The organism is Thermodesulfobacterium sp. (genome assembly GCF_030445475.1).
GTDB lineage: Bacteria > Desulfobacterota > Thermodesulfobacteria > Thermodesulfobacteriales > Thermodesulfobacteriaceae > Thermodesulfobacterium > Thermodesulfobacterium commune.
In genome coordinates, this window is record NZ_JASUTP010000005.1 from 50,189 (window position 1) to 65,603 (window position 15,415).

The window sequence follows — 15,415 nt, forward strand, 5'->3', positions numbered from 1 at the left end:
TTTAAGATGAAAGGTGCTTTAATCTTTATCGGAGATGAGCTAATTTCTGGGTTGGTGGTAAACACCAACGTTATCGTTGCTACCAGGCAACTTTCTTCGCATGGATTTCAGGTTAGAGAAATAGTTACCATCCCTGATGATCTATCTTTGGTAAAGTCTTATTTAAAGGACCTATATGTAAAGTATTCTTTTTTGGTTTTGTCTGGTGGGCTTGGACCTACAGATGATGACCTCACTAACCAGGCTGTGGCTGAGGCTTTAGGGCTTAATTTGGTTGAAAATCAGGAAGTGTCTAAGGCTATAAAGGATTCTAAAGAATATGCTAGTTCTCAAGAAATAGCCAAAAAGATGTCTCTGCTTCCTGAGGGTGCGGTGCCTTTGGCAGATAACTTAACTATGGCAGGATATCTTTTAGACTTTAAAGAAAAACTTATTTTTGTTTTGCCTGGAGTACCTCATCAGTTTGAATATCTTTTAACCCAAAAGGTACTACCACTCTTATCTCAGAGGTTTAAGGCAGAAGGTTTAGAGTTATCTAAATCTTTGCGATTTTTTGACCTAAATGAAACAGACCTTAATTTATTTTTAAAAAGTTATACTTTAAATACTCAAGACTTAAAGATAGGATACTATCCCCTTGGGCCTGAGGTTAAGTTGGTGGTTAGGAGTAAAAATCAAGGCCTATTGTCAGAGGTAATATCTGAGCTTAAAAAAAAGTTTGGAGTTTCCTTAGTAAGTGAGGAAGATCGCTCTTTGGTAGAAGTGGTTGGGGACTTTTTGATAGAACGAGGAAAAAAGGTAGCGGTTGCCGAATCCTGTACAGGAGGGATGTTGGCTTCTCTTTTAACCTCAGTTGCAGGAAGTTCTAACTATTTTGAAAGAGGTTGGGTGACTTATAGTCCTGAGAGCAAAATGGAACTACTTGGGGTAAAAAAGGAGCATATAGAACAGTTTGGGGTGGTGAGTTATCAGGTGGCTTTAGATATGGCAGAGGGAGTAAGAAGACAGGTAAAGGTAGACTTTGCTATCGGAATTACAGGTTATGCAGGCCCTGGAGGAGGTACTCCTGAAAACCCGGTGGGAACAGTCTACATAGGACTTGCTTATCAAAACAAGGTAAAGGCTTTTAGATTTGGGTTTTATGGTTTAGAAAGAAGAGAGGTTCAGTTGATGAGTAGTTATACTGCTTTAGATATGTTAAGGAGGCTTATCCTATATGATGAGAGTTTTCTTAGGTATAGATTTGCCCTTGGAGTTGAAGAAAGGTCTTGCTGATTTAGAAAAAGTTACACAACCAGAGGGTCTTAGGACTAAATGGGTAGAACTGGAAAATTTTCATCTTACCTTAGTTTTTTTCGGTGAAATTGGGGCTAACCTTTTGGAAAGATTGGTTAAGTCTGTAGAAAAGGTGGCTACCCAACATCAAAGTTTTGTTTTATCCATAGATAAACTTGGGTTTTTTCCTGAAAAAGGCAATCCCAGGGTGGTTTGGATAGGGATTAAAGAAGAGACAGGGACTTTGTTTAAACTGGTAGAAGATTTACATAAAGCCTTTAAAAAATTCAAGTTAGGCCTTGATCAAAGGTTTCACCCCCATATCACCCTCTTTAGGATAAAAGAAATAAAAGACAAGTCAGCCTTTGAAGACTACTTTAAGAACCTTTACAAAGAGGCTGAAAGACTTGAAGGTATAAGGTTTCCTGTAAGAAAGATTGATTTTTTTGAGAGCAAACTAACCCCTAAAGGTCCTGTCTATAAAATTTTTAAGGAGGTAGGACTAAAGGTATGAAAAAAGACCTTCCCTGTAGCCCATCTTCTCAGTTAGAGGCTTTACAAAATGTTGTTTTATGTGTTTATAAAGGTATCATTAAGCTTGCTTTTAATTTAGCCATCATCATTTTGATCGTAAGTTTAGGAATAGGAATTTTTAAAACCGTCAAAGATCTTACCTTTGTTTTTAGTGAACCCACAGTTAGGGCAAGTTTTAAAGATCTGGTAACCAACGTATTGAGTTTGATAGTGGTACTTGAATTGATAAGGGCTTTTGTAGATTATTTTGAACACGAGGCAGTAAGTATGGAAATCCTGATAGAGGCTTTGATAGCCTTCTTGATAAGAGAGTTTATGATACATCTTTTTGAAGGCAAGGTCACAGGATTTGAAGTTTTTTGGTGGGCTTTTGCCATCGTTTTGGTGGTAGTGAGCAGGTTTATTTTGATAATATACAAGGGAATAAAAATTTTTAAAAAACCTCGGATTAGCTCTTTACAGGAATAACCATGTCGTTGAAACCAAAGTTTTTAATTTTAGTTTTAGTTTTAGTTTTATGTTTTACTTTTGGTTTTGGGACGTTGATTTTGCTTTATGGAACTACCTCTAAACAGAGCTTTTCTAAAGACTACGGAGATGCCCTGGTTATAGGAGCTATAGCTGATGCCAGCGTAATGGTGCCTATGATAGCCACAGATGTTATGAGTCATACGATAGGGGGGCATCTGTTTTTGGGGGTGGTTAAATACGGACCTGACCTTAATCTTGTAGGGGAATTGGCTGAAAGGTATGAAATATCAGAAGATCAAAAAACTTTTACTTTTTATTTAAGAAAAGGAGTTAAATGGAGTGATGGGGTTGAGGTTACAGCAGAAGATGTAGCTTTTGGTTACCGGTTGATTACTGACCCTAAGATACCTACTCCCTATGCCAGCGATTTTCTTGAGGTAGAAAAGTTTGAGATACTTGATCCTTATACCTTTAGGGTTACCTATAAAAGGCCATTTGCTTTAGCTCTGTCTTCTTGGGGTAATTTGGTGGTTCTTCCGAAACATCTGCTTGAGGGGAAGGACCTTGATTATTTAAAAAATGTTTTTGGAAGAAATCCCATCGGTAATGGCCCTTTTACGTTGGTACGATGGAAGACTCAGCAGGAAATTGTTTTAAAAGCTAATCCTCTTTACTATAAAGGTAGACCTTATTTAAACTATCTTATCTATCGTATCATTCCTGACCCTACAACCCTTTTTATGGAACTTCGTTCTGGGAGTATAGATTGGGTTTCCTTAACCCCTCTTCAATACTTAAAACTTCAGAGGGAAAAAGAAATAGAAAAGTCTTTTCATATCTATAAATATCCTGCTTTTTCTTTTACTTACATAGGGTATAACCTGGCTCATCCGATTTTTAGAGACAAAAGGGTAAGAAAGGCTTTGTGTTATGCGATAGATAAACAAAAGATAGTAAAGGGGGCGCTTTTAGGTCAGGGGATACCGGCTTATGGTCCTTATAAACCTGATACCTGGTTTTACAACCCGGCGATAGAAAAAAGTTGTCCCTATGATCCTCAAAAGGCTTTAACCTTACTCTTAGAAGCAGGTTTTAAGAGAAACGAAAAAGGTTTGTTAGAAAGGGAAGGTAAACCCTTTGAGTTTACCCTATTGGTTAATCAAGGTAATCTTCCAAGGCTTCTTGCCGCTCAGATTATTCAACAAGAGCTTTCAAAAATAGGAATAAAGGTAAACATTCGAACTTTAGAATGGACCACCCTTATCCATCAGTTTATAGACAAAAGAAGGTTTGAAGCAGTTATCTTGGGTTGGTCTACTGGCCCAGACCCAGACCTTTACGACATTTTCCATTCTTCCAAAACAGTCTCTCCTGGGTTAAATTTTGTGGGATACGCTAATCCTGAACTTGATCGTCTTTTAGAACAAGGAAGATATACCTTAGATGTAAAAAAACGAAAGAAAATCTATTTTAAAGTACAAGAGATCTTGGCTGAAGACCAACCCTATACATTTCTTTATATACCTATGAGTTTAGAGGCTATAAGTTCAAGGGTTCAGGAGGTAAAAACCTCAGCCATAGGAATAGGGTATAACTTAGAAGAATGGTGGGTTCCTAAAGAAAGACAAAAATATTTGATACCATAAAAAAGAGGTATGAGTATATGAAGAAGATAACGGTAGTAGGAGGAGGAAGTTGGGGAACAGCTTTAGGTAAAGTATTAGCCTCAAAAGACATCGAGGTTTCTCTTTTAGTTAGAAGGGAGGTCGTTTGTGATAGTATCAATAAAGAAAAAGAAAATCCTTTTTACCTCCCAGGAATTAAGCTACCTAAAAAATTAAAAGCTACCTTAGACCCAGAAGAAGCTTTTGGTAATTCTGAGGCTGTTTTTTGGGTGGTGCCTTCTTATGCCTTAAGACATTTGTTAGAAGGGTTAAAATCTTTGGCTAAACGGATAAAATATCATGTTTCCGCTATCAAAGGTATAGACTTAGAAACAGGAAAGACCCCTTATAATATATTAACGGAATTGTTGCCTGAAAGTTGTGAAGTGATGGTGTTGGGAGGACCTTCTTTTGCTAAAGAGGTGGCTAAGGAGCTTCCTACAGCGGTAGTTTTGGCAGGTAAAAAAGAAGAAGAAACCAAAAAGATCCAAGAACTAATCGCCCAGCCTTATTTTAGGGTTTACAGAAGCGATGACCCTCTCGGGGTTGAGATCGCTGGAGCTATAAAAAACGTGATAGCCATAGCTTCTGGAATTTGCGACGGACTTCAATTAGGTCTTAATGCCAGGGCTTCTTTGATAACCCGTGGTCTTATAGAGATGATACGTTTAGGTATCAAGATGGGGGGACAGCCTTCTACTTTTTATGGGCTAGCAGGCCTTGGAGACCTTGTTTTAACCTGTACAGGGGCCCTTTCTCGAAATTATCAAGTAGGATATCGAATAGGAAAGGGAGAGAAATTAGAAGATATCCTGCAAAATTTGAGAGAGGTAGCTGAAGGAGTTAAAACTGCTAAGGTAGTAAAAAATTTAGCCCGTCATTTTAAGATAGAGATGCCTATCTGTGAAGAGGTTTACCATGTCCTTTTTGAAAAGGAAAACCCTCAAAAATGTTTGAAAAGGCTCCTTTCAAGGAGTCTTAAAAAAGAGTTTGAGAACTTGGATATATTATCATAGATGAGGGGGTAAGTATGGAGTTAAAGCTTTTATTACATGTTCCTCAATCTGATAGGTTTGTACCAGCATTAAAAATGGCGAAAAATTTTCTTAATGCCTGTAGGTCTGAAGAACAACCTTTGGTTAAAATAATCGTGAACTTTGAAGGAATAACCGTTTTAAAAGATTTTACCCCTTATACAGACCTTTTTAACGAGCTACTTGATTTAGGAGGAGAGGTTTATTTTTGTGAAAACGCTTTAAAAGGCTTTAACATACCTTTTGAGGCAGTGCCTAAAGGAGGTAAAACCGTTCCTGCTGGTATTAAAGCTTTGGTAGAGCTGCAACAGGAAGGATATGCCTATGTAAGGGCTTAAATGTTAGAAAATAGTTCTAAATACCGAAGGCTTTTTTAAGAGTTTCCAAAAAATCTTCTACCCTTTCTGGTTCTTCAAACTCGAAGATGAAATAAGTTTTTTTGTTTTGTATTTTTATATTAACCTTTGTGCCAACAAGCTTACTTATTTCTTCAGACAGATATAAAAGATTAGGGTCAGGTTGTTTTAATTTTTTGGCTTTCTCTCCTGCTAAAAGCTTGTTAACCAGTCTTTCAGTTTCTCTTACTGAAAGTCCTTTTTGTAGGATAATGTTTCTTACCTCTAATTGTTGTTCTTTAGAACTTAGAGATAGAAGGGCCTTAGCATGTCCTACCGTAAGCTTTTCCTCCATAAGGTCTTGCTGGATTTCTTGAGGAAGGTTTAAAAGCCTTAGCAGATTAGCTACAGTAGTACGGTCTTTACCTACTTTAGCTGCAATCTCTTCTTGGGTATAACCGAACTTTTCTACAAGGTTTTTATAAGCTATAGCCTCTTCTAAGGGATTGAGATTTTTCCTTTGCAGGTTTTCTATCAGCGCAACTATTAAGACCTCTTCATCAGAAAGGTTTTTGATGATGGCAGGGACTTCGGAGAGTCCAGCTTTTTTACAAGCTCTAAGCCTGCGCTCTCCTGCGATACACTCAAACAAACCTTCCCCTTTTTCTCGTACTAAAATAGGTTGCAAAATCCCTGTCTCTTTGATGGACTTAACCAGCTCTTCAAACTCTTCATCTTCTTTATACACCAATCTAGGTTGTAGTGGAGAAAAAAGTATGTGATCTACAGGAATAAACCTTATACCTTTATGGTCAGTTTTTTCTTGTAAAGAGATCTCCTGGTCTATGTCAGGTATTAGTTCAGAAAGCCCTTTGCCAAGTGCCTTTTTTTTCATGTTTCTTATCCTTGAAGCTCAATTTTTTAACAGAGGAGGTATAAACCTTTGGTCTATCATTTTTTCTATTTGATAGGCCAAGCTAAGGAGTAAATCTTCTCTGAAATGAGGTCCTATTATTTGTAATCCTATAGGAAGCCCCTCTGAGTTAAGGCCTATTGGTAGGCTAATACCAGGAAGTCCTGCCAGATTAACCGGGATGGTAAAGATGTCAGAAAGGTACATCTGCAAGGGGTCGGTAATCTTTTCTCCTATTTTAAAGGGTGGAGTAGGGGTTACAGGGGTGATTAAAAGGTCAACCTGTTTAAAAGCCTCTAAAAAGTCCCTTAAAATCAGGGTTCTCACCTTAGAGGCTTTGAGATAAAAGGCATCATAGTATCCGGCAGAAAGGGCATAAGTTCCTATCATGATCCTTCTTTTTACCTCTTTTCCAAACCCTTTGGCTCTGGTTTTTTTATACATGTCAATCAAGTTAGTGCTTTCCACTCTTAATCCATATTTAACACCATCGTAACGTGCCAGGTTTGATGAAGCTTCAGCAGGAGCGATGATATAATAAGTAGCTACTGCATAAGGGGTGTGAGGTAAAGACACCTCTTTAATTTCATGGGTTTTCCTGAGCAGGTTTACCACCTCTTCGATCTTTTGTTTTATTTCTGGGTCCATTTCTGTTTGGAGATATTCTTTAGGTAGACCTATGGTAAATTTAGTTTTTTCGTTTTGATGTATTACTTGTAGGTAGTCTGGTATGCTAACCGCGGCAGAGGTAGAGTCTTTTTCATCCTTTCCTGCGATGGCTTTTAAGAGTATAGCAGTGTCTTCTACGGTTAATCCGAAAGGTCCGATCTGGTCTAAAGAAGAAGCAAAGGCTACCAAACCATAACGGGAGACCAGGCCATAAGTAGGTTTTAATCCTACCACCCCACAAAAAGCGGCAGGTTGTCTGATAGACCCTCCTGTATCAGAACCCAAAGACCCAAGCCCCATCCTTACAGCTACAGCCGCAGCAGAACCGCCAGATGAGCCTCCAGGCACCCTTTCTAAATCCCATGGATTCCTTGTAGGAAAAAAGGCAGAATTTTCTGTAGAAGATCCCATGGCAAACTCATCCAAGTTCGTCTTTCCTATCAACACAGCCCCTTCAGCTTTGAGTTTTTCAACCACCGTAGCTTCATAAGGGGCGATAAAGTTTTCTAAAATTTTGGAAGCACAGGTCGTAGGATAGCCCTTGATACAAATGTTGTCTTTAATAGAAAGAGGTATTCCTAAAAGGCTTCCTTTTTCGCCTTTTTTTCGTTTTTCGTCAGCTTCTTTGGCTTTTGAAAGAGCTTCTTCTTCAAACAGATGCAAAAAGGCTTTGACCTCAGGATCAAACCTTTTAATTTGGTTAAACGTTTCTTCGACAAGCTCAACAGAGCTTATTTCTCCTTTTTCAAGCATCTCCAAAGCATTTTTTATGGTAAACTCTGTTAGGGTTGTGCTTTTCATCTCTCACCTCTCTTGAGTTTATGAAGGAGCTTTCACTACCTTAGGAACTACTATCATGTTATCTTTAACCTTAGGAGAATTAGCCAGCAAACCTTCTATGTTATCGAACGTTTTAACCTCATCTTCTCTATAAGGGGTAGGAAGTTTTACGGCATGAAAGGTAGGTGGTACATCTTGAGTGTCCAAAGTTTGTAAGGTTTCAAAATAGTCTAAAATTTTAGAAAGCTCTTCAGAAAACTTTTTAGCCTCCTCTTCATCAAATTCAAGTCTGCATAAGTGGGCGATTTTAAGGATTTCTTCTAAAGAAATAGGCATATCTTACCTCCTAAAGGTTGAACGCTTGCTTTTTTGAGGTATAAGTATAACCAATTTTTGGCTTTTTTAAAGGCAGAAAAAGGAGGAAAACCTTTCACTAAAAAACTCAGAAGACTTGAAGAAAAAGCGCACCCGGTCCCATGAAATTCAAGGCTTAACCTTTTTTTCCCTAAGGGTATTTTTTCTTCTTTTGAAAAGAAATAGTCGTAAATCTTATTCTTTTTTTGATAACCTGTAATCACCACCTGCTTGCATCCATATTCCAAAAGGGTTTTGGCTGCCTTCTCTAAATCTTCTTCAGTTTTTATCTCTTTACCGGTTAGCAAAGAAGCTTCATAAAGATTAGGGGTAATAAAGTCTAAAAGAGGGAGTAGTTCCCTTTTGACTAAGTCTAAAAATTCTTCAGAAGAAAAAAGAGGATGATTTAGGGTAGCCTTAAGCACAGGGTCATAAACTACTGCTAAAAGTTGCTGCCGATATTTTCTAAGGTAAAAGACAAGTATTTCTAACACCTCGCAAGCCCCAACCATACCTATTTTTACACCGGTTACAGGTAGGTCAGAGAACACCATCTGTAAAGCTTCTTTAAAATAATCTAAATCTATCGGGACCCAGCCTTTAAAAACAGAGGTGTTTTGCAGGGTAAGGGCTGTGGGTATCCCACCTCCTTTTAAACCTAACAGAGAGAAGACCTTAACATCTACTAAAACTCCTGCCCCTCCTGAAGGGTCAAGTCCTGCTAAAGAAAGGACGTACATTTAATCCTCTGCCCTTATTTTCCTATACAAAAAGTCGAAAAGATTTGAGTCAAAAGGTCTTCGGTGGTAACCTCTCCTATGATTTCAGAAAGAGCAGAGATCGCCTCTCTTATTTCTATAGAGATGATCTCAGGAAGGGGGTTAGGTTTTTTAAGCTCTTCTAAAGCGTTTTCTAGATACCTTATCGCCTTTTCTAAAGAGATTTTTTGTCTTAAGTTAGGTACTAACTCAGGTATCTCTGGTTCTTTACCTCCGGTGATTTTTTCAAAGATTTTTTTACCCAAAAGGTCTAAGTTTTTTCCTTCTTTTACAGAAATAGGTAAGTAGTCTTTGACCCCCCATTTTTCGAGTTCTTTCTCCCATGCTTCTAAATAGTTTGGTATTAAGTCTATTTTGTTGATTAAAACCAAGTGGGGGTAGATTTTTACCTCTTCAAAAAGGTTTTTTTCTTCTTCAGAAGGAGGAGAACTTACGTCTACCAAAAACAAGATAAGGTCCGCCTCTTTAAATTTGTGTTTAGCCCTTTCTACCCCTATTTTTTCTATAGGGTCTTCTGTAGCCCTTATACCGGCAGTGTCTATGAGTTTAACCGGAAGTCCCTCGATAGTTGCCTCTTCCTCTAAAAAGTCTCTGGTAGTTCCAGGGATAGGGGTAACGATAGCCCGTTCTTCTTTTAAAAGGGCGTTCATTAAAGAGGATTTTCCTACATTAGGTTTCCCAGCTATCACTAAACTGATACCTTCTTTATATACCTTTCCTTCTTGATAATTTTTGATAAGCTGTTGTAATTCAGGAATAACTTGAGAGTTGATTCTTTCAATAAGTTGAGGTGGTTCCAGTATCTCAAGGTTTTCTTCTGGAAAGTCTATGGCGCTTTCTACCTGAGCTAAAAGGTCTAAGAGATGCTGCCTTATTTGGTTTATCTTTTCTGAAAACCTGCCTAAGAGGGTGTTTAAGGAAAGTTGTAGAGCCTTTTCTGTTTTGGCTGAGATCAGCTCTTGAATCGCTTCTGCTTGGGAAAGGTCAATCCTTCCGTTGAGGTAAGCCCTTAAAGTAAACTCTCCTGGTTGAGCAAGCCTTGCCCCTGCTTTTAAAACAAGTTCTAAGATTTTTCTTAAAATAAGAGTCCCACTATGGGCATAAATCTCTACCACATCTTCCCTTGTATACGTCTTAGGTTTTTGCATGTAAACTGCCATAACCTCGTCTATTACTTTTTCTGTTTCTGGGTCCACAATAAACCCATAGTAAAGTCGATGAGACTGAAAGCTAGTTGTATTTTTTTTTGGTTTAAATATTTGTTTTAAAATAGATAAAGCGGACTCACCGCTTATTTTGATGATACCTATAGCTCCACGACCTAAAGGTGTAGCAATCGCAGCAATAGTATCTTCAGGATAAAGTTTAGGTTGCATAAAACATCAAAGGGGGGATTACCCCCTTATTCAAGGCTCGTTTAAGAGTTAGTCCATTGTAAGATAACCTTTTTTTGTTTTCCTTCACCTTCTACCACAGCCTCTATATTCTTCTCAGGTTTAACTAAGTTAAGGACAATCCTTTCTTCCCTTTGAGACCCAACCTTAATTATCTGAGGCTCTTTGGTGGTTTTTACCTTTTCTATGGCTCTTTTCACTGCAGAGATAAGTCTTTTTTCTCTCTCTAAGTTAATTCCCTCAGGTTTTAAGACAATCTTAGGCCCTACCCCTAAGGATTTGGCTACGATTTTGTTAGTAAGAAACTCCAAAGCAGAGAGTACCTCCCCTCCGTTTTGTACAAGATACTTAAGGTCTTCACCTTTTAACAAGATTTCTATCTGGAGTTTGTCTTTTAAAAGGTTGGTTTGGGTTTCTATTTGAAAGTCGGTGTAGTAAAAAAGGTCTTTTAGAAAAGTTAAAGCTTTGTTAGCTCTTTCAGAGAGCATTTTGTCAGGTTTTAGTTTAGCTTTAATTTTAATTTTTTTGCTGGGCATACCTAAAAGTCCAGAAGAAGAGGTGACTTCTAAAATTTCTAACTCCAAATCTTCTGGCATACACCCTAATTCTTGGCAAGCAACCTCCAAAAGCTGGTCTAAACTTTTTCCCTCAAGCTCTTTCTCTAAAACCATAGTCCCACCTCTCAGATTATTTTTTGGTTAATTTTAAAGTAAAATATTGTTGAACGATCGATAAGAGATTGTTTACAAACCAGTATAAAACAAGTCCTGAAGGGAAGTTTATAAAAAGGATAGTAAAGAATATAGGCATAAAAAGCATAAGTTTGGCTTGCATAGGATCAGGAGAGGAAGGCGTCAACTTTTGCTGTAAATACATCGAAATTCCCATCAAAATCGTAAGCACAGGTATACCACCTAAGTAAGGGATAACCAAGTTCCCTATGTAAAGCCTTTCAGGAGCACTAAGGTCGGTTATCCAAAGCATAAAAGGTGCATGTCTTAATTCTATCGCCATTAATAATACTTTATAAAAGGCGATAAAAACAGGTATCTGAATAAGGATAGGAAGACATCCAGAAAAAGGATTTATCTTTTGAGTTCTATAGAGATTCATAACTTCACGATTGAGACCTTGTGGGTCATCTTTATATTTTTCTCTTAGCCTCTGGATAACAGGCTGTAGTTCTTGCATTTTTTTCATACTTTTATAGCTTATGTGGTTTAAGGGGAAGAAAAGGACCCTTAAAAGCAAGGTCATAATTATGATATCCCACCCAAAATTGTGGGTAAACTGGTGAGTAAATTTTAACACATAAAGTAAAGGTTTAGCGATAAAATCAAAAATCCCAAAGTATAAGGCTTTGGTAAGTAAAGGAAATTCTTTTCGCATTTCTTCTAACTTTTTAGGACCCATATACAGCTTAAACTGATAAGAAGCCACTTCACCTGGTTTAAGGTTTTCAACAGGAACCCAGAGTATAAACTCCTGCACTGTGTCAGTCAGGTTTCTAAAAGTAGCTTTTAGAGAGGCGTTGCTAAATCCCTCAGGAATAACAGCTACCATAAAATAGTTGTCTTCATATCCTAAGTATTTTAAATTTCCTACGTATTCTTCAACCTTAGAATTTTTGAGTTTAACCTCGTTTAGATGATTGGTGTAATAAAAAGGACCTGTAAATACATACTTTGTTCCATCTACAAAGGGGGCAAAGGCACCTCTGAGAAGAAGTTTATCTGTAAGGGTTTGGTTGCTTTGGTTGGTAATTTTGATTTTGAGGTCGATAAAATAAGATTGAGGTTTAAATTTTAGAGTTTTTTCTAAAGATATCCCCTGATAGGATGTGTAAAAAGATAACTCTTTTTCTCCATCTTTTTCTAAAATCACTTTAGAAGGAGAATTGGAATTGTAACCTAAAACCGCAAGCTCTGGTTTGGATTCTAAGTAAACCTCAAGGGGTAAAGAGTAGGATGCTGCAGTTATGAGGTTTACTGGATCCTTTTGGCTTCTGTCTTTAAAAAACTCTTTTAATAAAAACTCGTTAAACCTTACCCCAGAGGTAGTTAGGGTAGCGTTATATTTCGGAGAAACAATGGCATAAGAAGGTAGATTGGATCTTTCAGAAAAGGTAGGATTATTAGGTAGGGTTGGTTTTGAAGATAAGGCTTGAGGTGTTGAGGTATTGTTCTGACTAACCGTTGAATTAGATAAAGTTGAGTTTAAGGTTGTTGGTTCTATAGGAGGAGCAGGAAAAAGTTTTAGATAGATGTAATGAAAGAAAACTATTACCAAAAAAGAAAGGCCTAAAGCAATTAAAATCCTATTATCCATTGAAATTAAATCCTCCTTGCAGGGTTTTTTGGTACTGGGTCGTATCCACCTTTACAAAAGGGATGACATCTAAGGATTCTTTTAATCCCTAAAAAGGTCCCTTTTAAAAGGCCAAATTCTAGGATTGCCTCTTTGGTGTAATCACTACAGGAAGGATAAAACCTGCAGTTTATGTTAAAATATACTGAAAATATGGGAGAAATGAACTTTTGATAGAGGTTTATCAAAAAAATACCCAAAGCTTTCATCTTAACTTTTTAATTCAGCTAGTTTTTCTAAAACCTTAGTCTTAATCTCTGCAAAGCTTAACTCCCCCATTTTCGGATGGGGGATGATTATAAAATCACACCCTTCAGGAAAGGATTCTTTATTTTTCCTAAAAATTTCTCTAATCCAGCGTTTAACTTTATTTCTTTTAGTAGCTTTTTTAATTTTTTTAGAAACTACTATTCCTAACCTTCTTATTCCTAATTCGTTAGGTGTATAAAGTATTAACAGTATAGAATCAACCCATACTTTTTTCCCATATTTAAAAACTTTCTGAAACTCCGAATTTTTGGTTAAACGTTCCTTTTTAGAAAGCCCTTCTTTTTTCAAACTTTTAAAGGTTAATTAAATTTTAAACAGTTAAGCGCCAACGTCCTTTTCTTCTTCTTCTGTTTTTAAGGATCCTTCTGCCAGAACGGGTTTTCATCCTGGCTCTAAATCCATGTCTTCTTTTCATCTTTAAACGACTTGGTTGGTAAGTCCTCTTCATCTCCTTACCTCCATATTTCTAAAAATTATGATATTAACATCTTTTAAAAAATTTTCTACAGGATAAAATAAAAGAAAAATTTCCTATAAAGATAATATGGAAAAACATAAAATCAACCCAGTTTTATCCAGCATTCTTTTAGAAAAATACTACGAAGTTTTAAAACGAAAAGAAAGAGGTCTTTATTTTAGACCTTTTAAGGATAGAACCCCTATTGATTTTGAAAAATACTTGGAAAAGGAAGGATTTGTTATCATTGCTGAAATTAAAAAGGCAAGTCCGTTAAAAGATAATTTTAGAGAGAATTTTAACCCTTTAGAGCTTGCCAAAAATTATATTAAAGGAGGGGCTAAAGCCATTTCAGTTATTACTGAGGAGATTTTTTTTAGAGGTTCTTTAGAATATCTTGCTGCCATAAGGACTATAACAGACCTACCGCTTTTAAGAAAAGACTTTGTCTTAGACCCTATACAGATAGAAGAGGCAAGAGCTTTTGGAGCAGACCTTGTTCTTTTGATAAGTACTATTTTAACCAAAGAAGACCTTAAGGAACTTTTCAAACATACCAAAAAATTAGGGTTAACCCCTTTGGTTGAGGTTCATGACGAAGAGGATTTAGAGAAGGCCCTTTCTGTAGGGGCAACTCTTATTGGGATTAACAACAGAAACTTGAGAACTTTAAAGGTTGACCAAAACCAAAGTTTAGCTCTTTTTGAAAAGATTCCTTCGAGATGTCAAGTAATAGCTGAAAGTGGTTATCATAATCCTGAAGATTTAAAGCCTTTGATAAAGAAAGGGTTTAAAGGGGTATTGATAGGGACTTCTTTGGTTAAGGCCAAAAATCCTGAGAAAAAACTTAGAGCTTTTAGGGAGGTAGTAGATGGAGCTAAAACTTAATTTTGAAAAACTTGGGGGTCTTTTGCCGGCGGTTATTCAAGATTTTAAGACTTCTAAAGTTCTAATGGTAGGATTTTTAAACGAAGAAGCGTTAAGAAAAACCTTAGAGACTGGTTTGATGCATTTTTATAGTAGAACGAGAAATAAGATTTGGCTAAAAGGAGAAACGTCAAAACATTATCTCGTGGTAAAAGAGGTATTGGTTGATTGTGACGAAGATACTTTGCTTTTTAAGGTAGAGCCTAAGGGTCCTGTATGTCATGAAGGATATATGAGTTGTTTTTATAGAAAACTTGGCGAAAAAAATTTAGAAATTATAGAAGAAAAAATGTTTAATCCGGAGGAGGTTTATGGAAAAAAAGCTTAAGTTTGGGATTCCTAAAGGAAGTTTAGAAAAGGCAACTATCGAGCTTTTTGAAAAAGCAGGATGGACGATAGATGTTCATCACAGAAACTATTTTCCTGAGGTTGATGATTGTGAGTTAGAGATGGTAATATGTAGACCTCAGGAAATGAGTAAATATGTAGAACTAGGAATACTTGATGCAGGTATTACTGGAAAAGACTGGATTTTAGAAAATAATTCAAAAGTTGTGGTGGTAGAGGAGCTAATTTATTCTAAAGTAAGTAAGAAACCTGCAAGATGGGTTTTGGCAGTAAAAGAAGGATCAGGGATAGAAAGGCTTGAAGACTTAGCAGGGAAAAAGATTAGTACTGAGCTTGTCCAGTTCACAAAGAGGTTTTTTGAAGAAAGAGGAATTCCCGTTGAAGTGAGCTATTCTTGGGGTGCTACAGAAGCTAAGGTTGTGCAGGGTCTTTGTGATGCCATAGTTGAAGTTACAGAGACAGGTACTACCATAAGAGCTCATGGTTTAAAGATTATTTATGAATTGTTGATTACCTATCCTCAGTTAATAGCCAACGAAAAAGCCTGGGAAGATCCATGGAAAAGAAAAAAAATACAACAAATTGCAGTGTTACTTAAAGGTGCTCTTAATTCTCATAAGAAGGTAGGGCTAAAGATGAACGTGCCTGCTTCTAATCTTGAAAAGATTATTGCGATATTACCAAGTATTACCTCTCCAACCATTGCCCAACTTTATAACAAAGACTGGTATGCAATAGAAGTAATTGTGTCAGAAAAAGAGGTGAGAGACCTGGTACCCAAACTTTTAGAGTTAGGGGCTGAAGGAATCATAGAGTATAGTTTAAACAAAGTTATCTAAACAAA

The 15,415-nt window shown here is 36.9% G+C and carries 19 protein-coding genes; 9 read left to right on the forward strand and 10 right to left on the reverse strand.

The genetic code is table 11. From position 1 onward, the window contains the following. Window positions 1–6 precede the first annotated feature (6 nt). Genes PWP26_RS03180 through PWP26_RS03205 form a run of 6 tightly spaced genes read left to right on the forward strand, consistent with a single transcriptional unit; the run spans window position 7 to window position 5,316 of the window. Window positions 7–1,275, forward strand: coding sequence for a nicotinamide-nucleotide amidohydrolase family protein (locus PWP26_RS03180; protein WP_287567974.1), 1,269 nt, complete (start codon window positions 7–9; stop codon window positions 1,273–1,275). Then, a complete protein-coding gene (thpR, locus tag PWP26_RS03185) occupies window positions 1,220–1,789 on the forward strand; it encodes an RNA 2',3'-cyclic phosphodiesterase (RefSeq protein WP_273025529.1) in 570 nt (189 codons plus the stop codon). Before PWP26_RS03180 ends, thpR begins: the two co-directional genes overlap by 56 nt. Further along, window positions 1,786–2,277 (forward strand): phosphate-starvation-inducible PsiE family protein, encoded by a 492-nt coding sequence (locus PWP26_RS03190; protein WP_038060928.1) that lies wholly within the window; start codon window positions 1,786–1,788, stop codon window positions 2,275–2,277. Before thpR ends, PWP26_RS03190 begins: the two co-directional genes overlap by 4 nt. A gap of 2 nt (window positions 2,278–2,279) precedes the next feature. Continuing rightward, window positions 2,280–3,926, forward strand: a complete 1,647-nt coding sequence (locus PWP26_RS03195; RefSeq protein WP_038060926.1) for a peptide-binding protein — start codon at window positions 2,280–2,282, stop codon at window positions 3,924–3,926. Between the two features lie 17 nt (window positions 3,927–3,943). Beyond that, a complete protein-coding gene (locus PWP26_RS03200) occupies window positions 3,944–4,960 on the forward strand; it encodes an NAD(P)H-dependent glycerol-3-phosphate dehydrogenase (RefSeq protein ID WP_287567971.1) in 1,017 nt (338 codons plus the stop codon). Window positions 4,961–4,974: 14 nt separating this feature from the next. After that, window positions 4,975–5,316 (forward strand): DsrE family protein, encoded by a 342-nt coding sequence (locus tag PWP26_RS03205; protein WP_038060920.1) that lies wholly within the window; start codon window positions 4,975–4,977, stop codon window positions 5,314–5,316. A 16-nt stretch (window positions 5,317–5,332) separates the two neighbouring features. Here the strand turns inward: PWP26_RS03205 and PWP26_RS03210 are convergent, their stop codons facing one another. From PWP26_RS03210 to rpmH, 10 genes are all read right to left on the reverse strand, one after another. Next, window positions 5,333–6,208: a ParB/RepB/Spo0J family partition protein gene (locus PWP26_RS03210; RefSeq protein ID WP_038060918.1), complete on the reverse strand. Its 876-nt coding sequence runs from the start codon at window positions 6,206–6,208 to the stop codon at window positions 5,333–5,335. Window positions 6,209–6,226: 18 nt separating this feature from the next. Continuing rightward, window positions 6,227–7,648: an Asp-tRNA(Asn)/Glu-tRNA(Gln) amidotransferase subunit GatA gene (gene gatA, locus PWP26_RS03215; RefSeq protein WP_345968896.1), complete on the reverse strand. Its 1,422-nt coding sequence runs from the start codon at window positions 7,646–7,648 to the stop codon at window positions 6,227–6,229. A gap of 66 nt (window positions 7,649–7,714) precedes the next feature. Continuing rightward, window positions 7,715–8,011: an Asp-tRNA(Asn)/Glu-tRNA(Gln) amidotransferase subunit GatC gene (gatC, locus tag PWP26_RS03220; RefSeq protein WP_038060912.1), complete on the reverse strand. Its 297-nt coding sequence runs from the start codon at window positions 8,009–8,011 to the stop codon at window positions 7,715–7,717. Beyond that, window positions 7,996–8,769 carry a hydroxymethylpyrimidine/phosphomethylpyrimidine kinase gene (locus tag PWP26_RS03225; RefSeq protein WP_301398945.1) on the reverse strand — a complete coding sequence of 258 codons (774 nt, stop codon included), beginning with the start codon at window positions 8,767–8,769 and terminating at the stop codon, window positions 7,996–7,998. Before PWP26_RS03225 ends, gatC begins: the two co-directional genes overlap by 16 nt. A gap of 14 nt (window positions 8,770–8,783) precedes the next feature. Then, on the reverse strand, window positions 8,784–10,184 hold the full coding sequence (gene mnmE, locus PWP26_RS03230; protein ID WP_038060909.1) for a tRNA uridine-5-carboxymethylaminomethyl(34) synthesis GTPase MnmE: 1,401 nt from the start codon (window positions 10,182–10,184) through the stop codon (window positions 8,784–8,786). Between the two features lie 41 nt (window positions 10,185–10,225). Beyond that, window positions 10,226–10,873 carry a Jag N-terminal domain-containing protein gene (locus PWP26_RS03235; protein ID WP_038060906.1) on the reverse strand — a complete coding sequence of 216 codons (648 nt, stop codon included), beginning with the start codon at window positions 10,871–10,873 and terminating at the stop codon, window positions 10,226–10,228. Between the two features lie 16 nt (window positions 10,874–10,889). Continuing rightward, window positions 10,890–12,530 carry a membrane protein insertase YidC gene (yidC, locus tag PWP26_RS03240; RefSeq protein ID WP_301398946.1) on the reverse strand — a complete coding sequence of 547 codons (1,641 nt, stop codon included), beginning with the start codon at window positions 12,528–12,530 and terminating at the stop codon, window positions 10,890–10,892. A 5-nt stretch (window positions 12,531–12,535) separates the two neighbouring features. Then, window positions 12,536–12,778: a membrane protein insertion efficiency factor YidD gene (yidD, locus tag PWP26_RS03245; protein ID WP_273012200.1), complete on the reverse strand. Its 243-nt coding sequence runs from the start codon at window positions 12,776–12,778 to the stop codon at window positions 12,536–12,538. A 1-nt stretch (window position 12,779) separates the two neighbouring features. Beyond that, entirely contained in the window at window positions 12,780–13,127 is a 348-nt protein-coding gene (gene rnpA / locus PWP26_RS03250; protein ID WP_038060895.1) for a ribonuclease P protein component, read from the reverse strand. A 22-nt stretch (window positions 13,128–13,149) separates the two neighbouring features. Beyond that, a complete protein-coding gene (gene rpmH / locus PWP26_RS03255) occupies window positions 13,150–13,287 on the reverse strand; it encodes a 50S ribosomal protein L34 (protein WP_301398947.1) in 138 nt (45 codons plus the stop codon). A 96-nt stretch (window positions 13,288–13,383) separates the two neighbouring features. On the opposite strand from rpmH, the gene trpC reads away from it, so the two are divergent. Genes trpC through hisG form a run of 3 tightly spaced genes read left to right on the forward strand, consistent with a single transcriptional unit; the run spans window position 13,384 to window position 15,410 of the window. Next, a complete protein-coding gene (gene trpC, locus PWP26_RS03260) occupies window positions 13,384–14,184 on the forward strand; it encodes an indole-3-glycerol phosphate synthase TrpC (RefSeq protein ID WP_287567958.1) in 801 nt (266 codons plus the stop codon). Then, on the forward strand, window positions 14,168–14,551 hold the full coding sequence (gene hisI, locus PWP26_RS03265) for a phosphoribosyl-AMP cyclohydrolase (protein WP_038060890.1): 384 nt from the start codon (window positions 14,168–14,170) through the stop codon (window positions 14,549–14,551). Before trpC ends, hisI begins: the two co-directional genes overlap by 17 nt. Next, complete coding sequence (gene hisG / locus PWP26_RS03270) at window positions 14,535–15,410, forward strand: ATP phosphoribosyltransferase (RefSeq protein ID WP_038060887.1); 876 nt, start codon at window positions 14,535–14,537, stop codon at window positions 15,408–15,410. Before hisI ends, hisG begins: the two co-directional genes overlap by 17 nt. Window positions 15,411–15,415: the final 5 nt, after the last annotated feature.

Bases quoted from the DNA above. Each gene is read 5' to 3' on its own strand.
- PWP26_RS03180 (WP_287567974.1), top strand. From the start codon at position 7: ATGAAAGGTGCTTTAATCTTTATCGGAGATGAGCTAATTTCTGGGTTG.
- thpR (WP_273025529.1), top strand. From the start codon at position 1,220: ATGAGAGTTTTCTTAGGTATAGATTTGCCCTTGGAGTTGAAGAAAGGT.
- PWP26_RS03190 (WP_038060928.1), top strand. From the start codon at position 1,786: ATGAAAAAAGACCTTCCCTGTAGCCCATCTTCTCAGTTAGAGGCTTTA.
- PWP26_RS03195 (WP_038060926.1), top strand. From the start codon at position 2,280: ATGTCGTTGAAACCAAAGTTTTTAATTTTAGTTTTAGTTTTAGTTTTA.
- PWP26_RS03200 (WP_287567971.1), top strand. From the start codon at position 3,944: ATGAAGAAGATAACGGTAGTAGGAGGAGGAAGTTGGGGAACAGCTTTA.
- PWP26_RS03205 (WP_038060920.1), top strand. From the start codon at position 4,975: ATGGAGTTAAAGCTTTTATTACATGTTCCTCAATCTGATAGGTTTGTA.
- PWP26_RS03210 (WP_038060918.1), bottom strand. From the start codon at position 6,208: ATGAAAAAAAAGGCACTTGGCAAAGGGCTTTCTGAACTAATACCTGAC.
- gatA (WP_345968896.1), bottom strand. From the start codon at position 7,648: ATGCTTGAAAAAGGAGAAATAAGCTCTGTTGAGCTTGTCGAAGAAACG.
- gatC (WP_038060912.1), bottom strand. From the start codon at position 8,011: ATGCCTATTTCTTTAGAAGAAATCCTTAAAATCGCCCACTTATGCAGA.
- PWP26_RS03225 (WP_301398945.1), bottom strand. From the start codon at position 8,769: ATGTACGTCCTTTCTTTAGCAGGACTTGACCCTTCAGGAGGGGCAGGA.
- mnmE (WP_038060909.1), bottom strand. From the start codon at position 10,184: ATGCAACCTAAACTTTATCCTGAAGATACTATTGCTGCGATTGCTACA.
- PWP26_RS03235 (WP_038060906.1), bottom strand. From the start codon at position 10,873: ATGGTTTTAGAGAAAGAGCTTGAGGGAAAAAGTTTAGACCAGCTTTTG.
- yidC (WP_301398946.1), bottom strand. From the start codon at position 12,530: ATGGATAATAGGATTTTAATTGCTTTAGGCCTTTCTTTTTTGGTAATA.
- yidD (WP_273012200.1), bottom strand. From the start codon at position 12,778: ATGAAAGCTTTGGGTATTTTTTTGATAAACCTCTATCAAAAGTTCATT.
- rpmH (WP_301398947.1), bottom strand. From the start codon at position 13,287: ATGAAGAGGACTTACCAACCAAGTCGTTTAAAGATGAAAAGAAGACAT.
- trpC (WP_287567958.1), top strand. From the start codon at position 13,384: ATGGAAAAACATAAAATCAACCCAGTTTTATCCAGCATTCTTTTAGAA.
- hisI (WP_038060890.1), top strand. From the start codon at position 14,168: ATGGAGCTAAAACTTAATTTTGAAAAACTTGGGGGTCTTTTGCCGGCG.
- hisG (WP_038060887.1), top strand. From the start codon at position 14,535: ATGGAAAAAAAGCTTAAGTTTGGGATTCCTAAAGGAAGTTTAGAAAAG.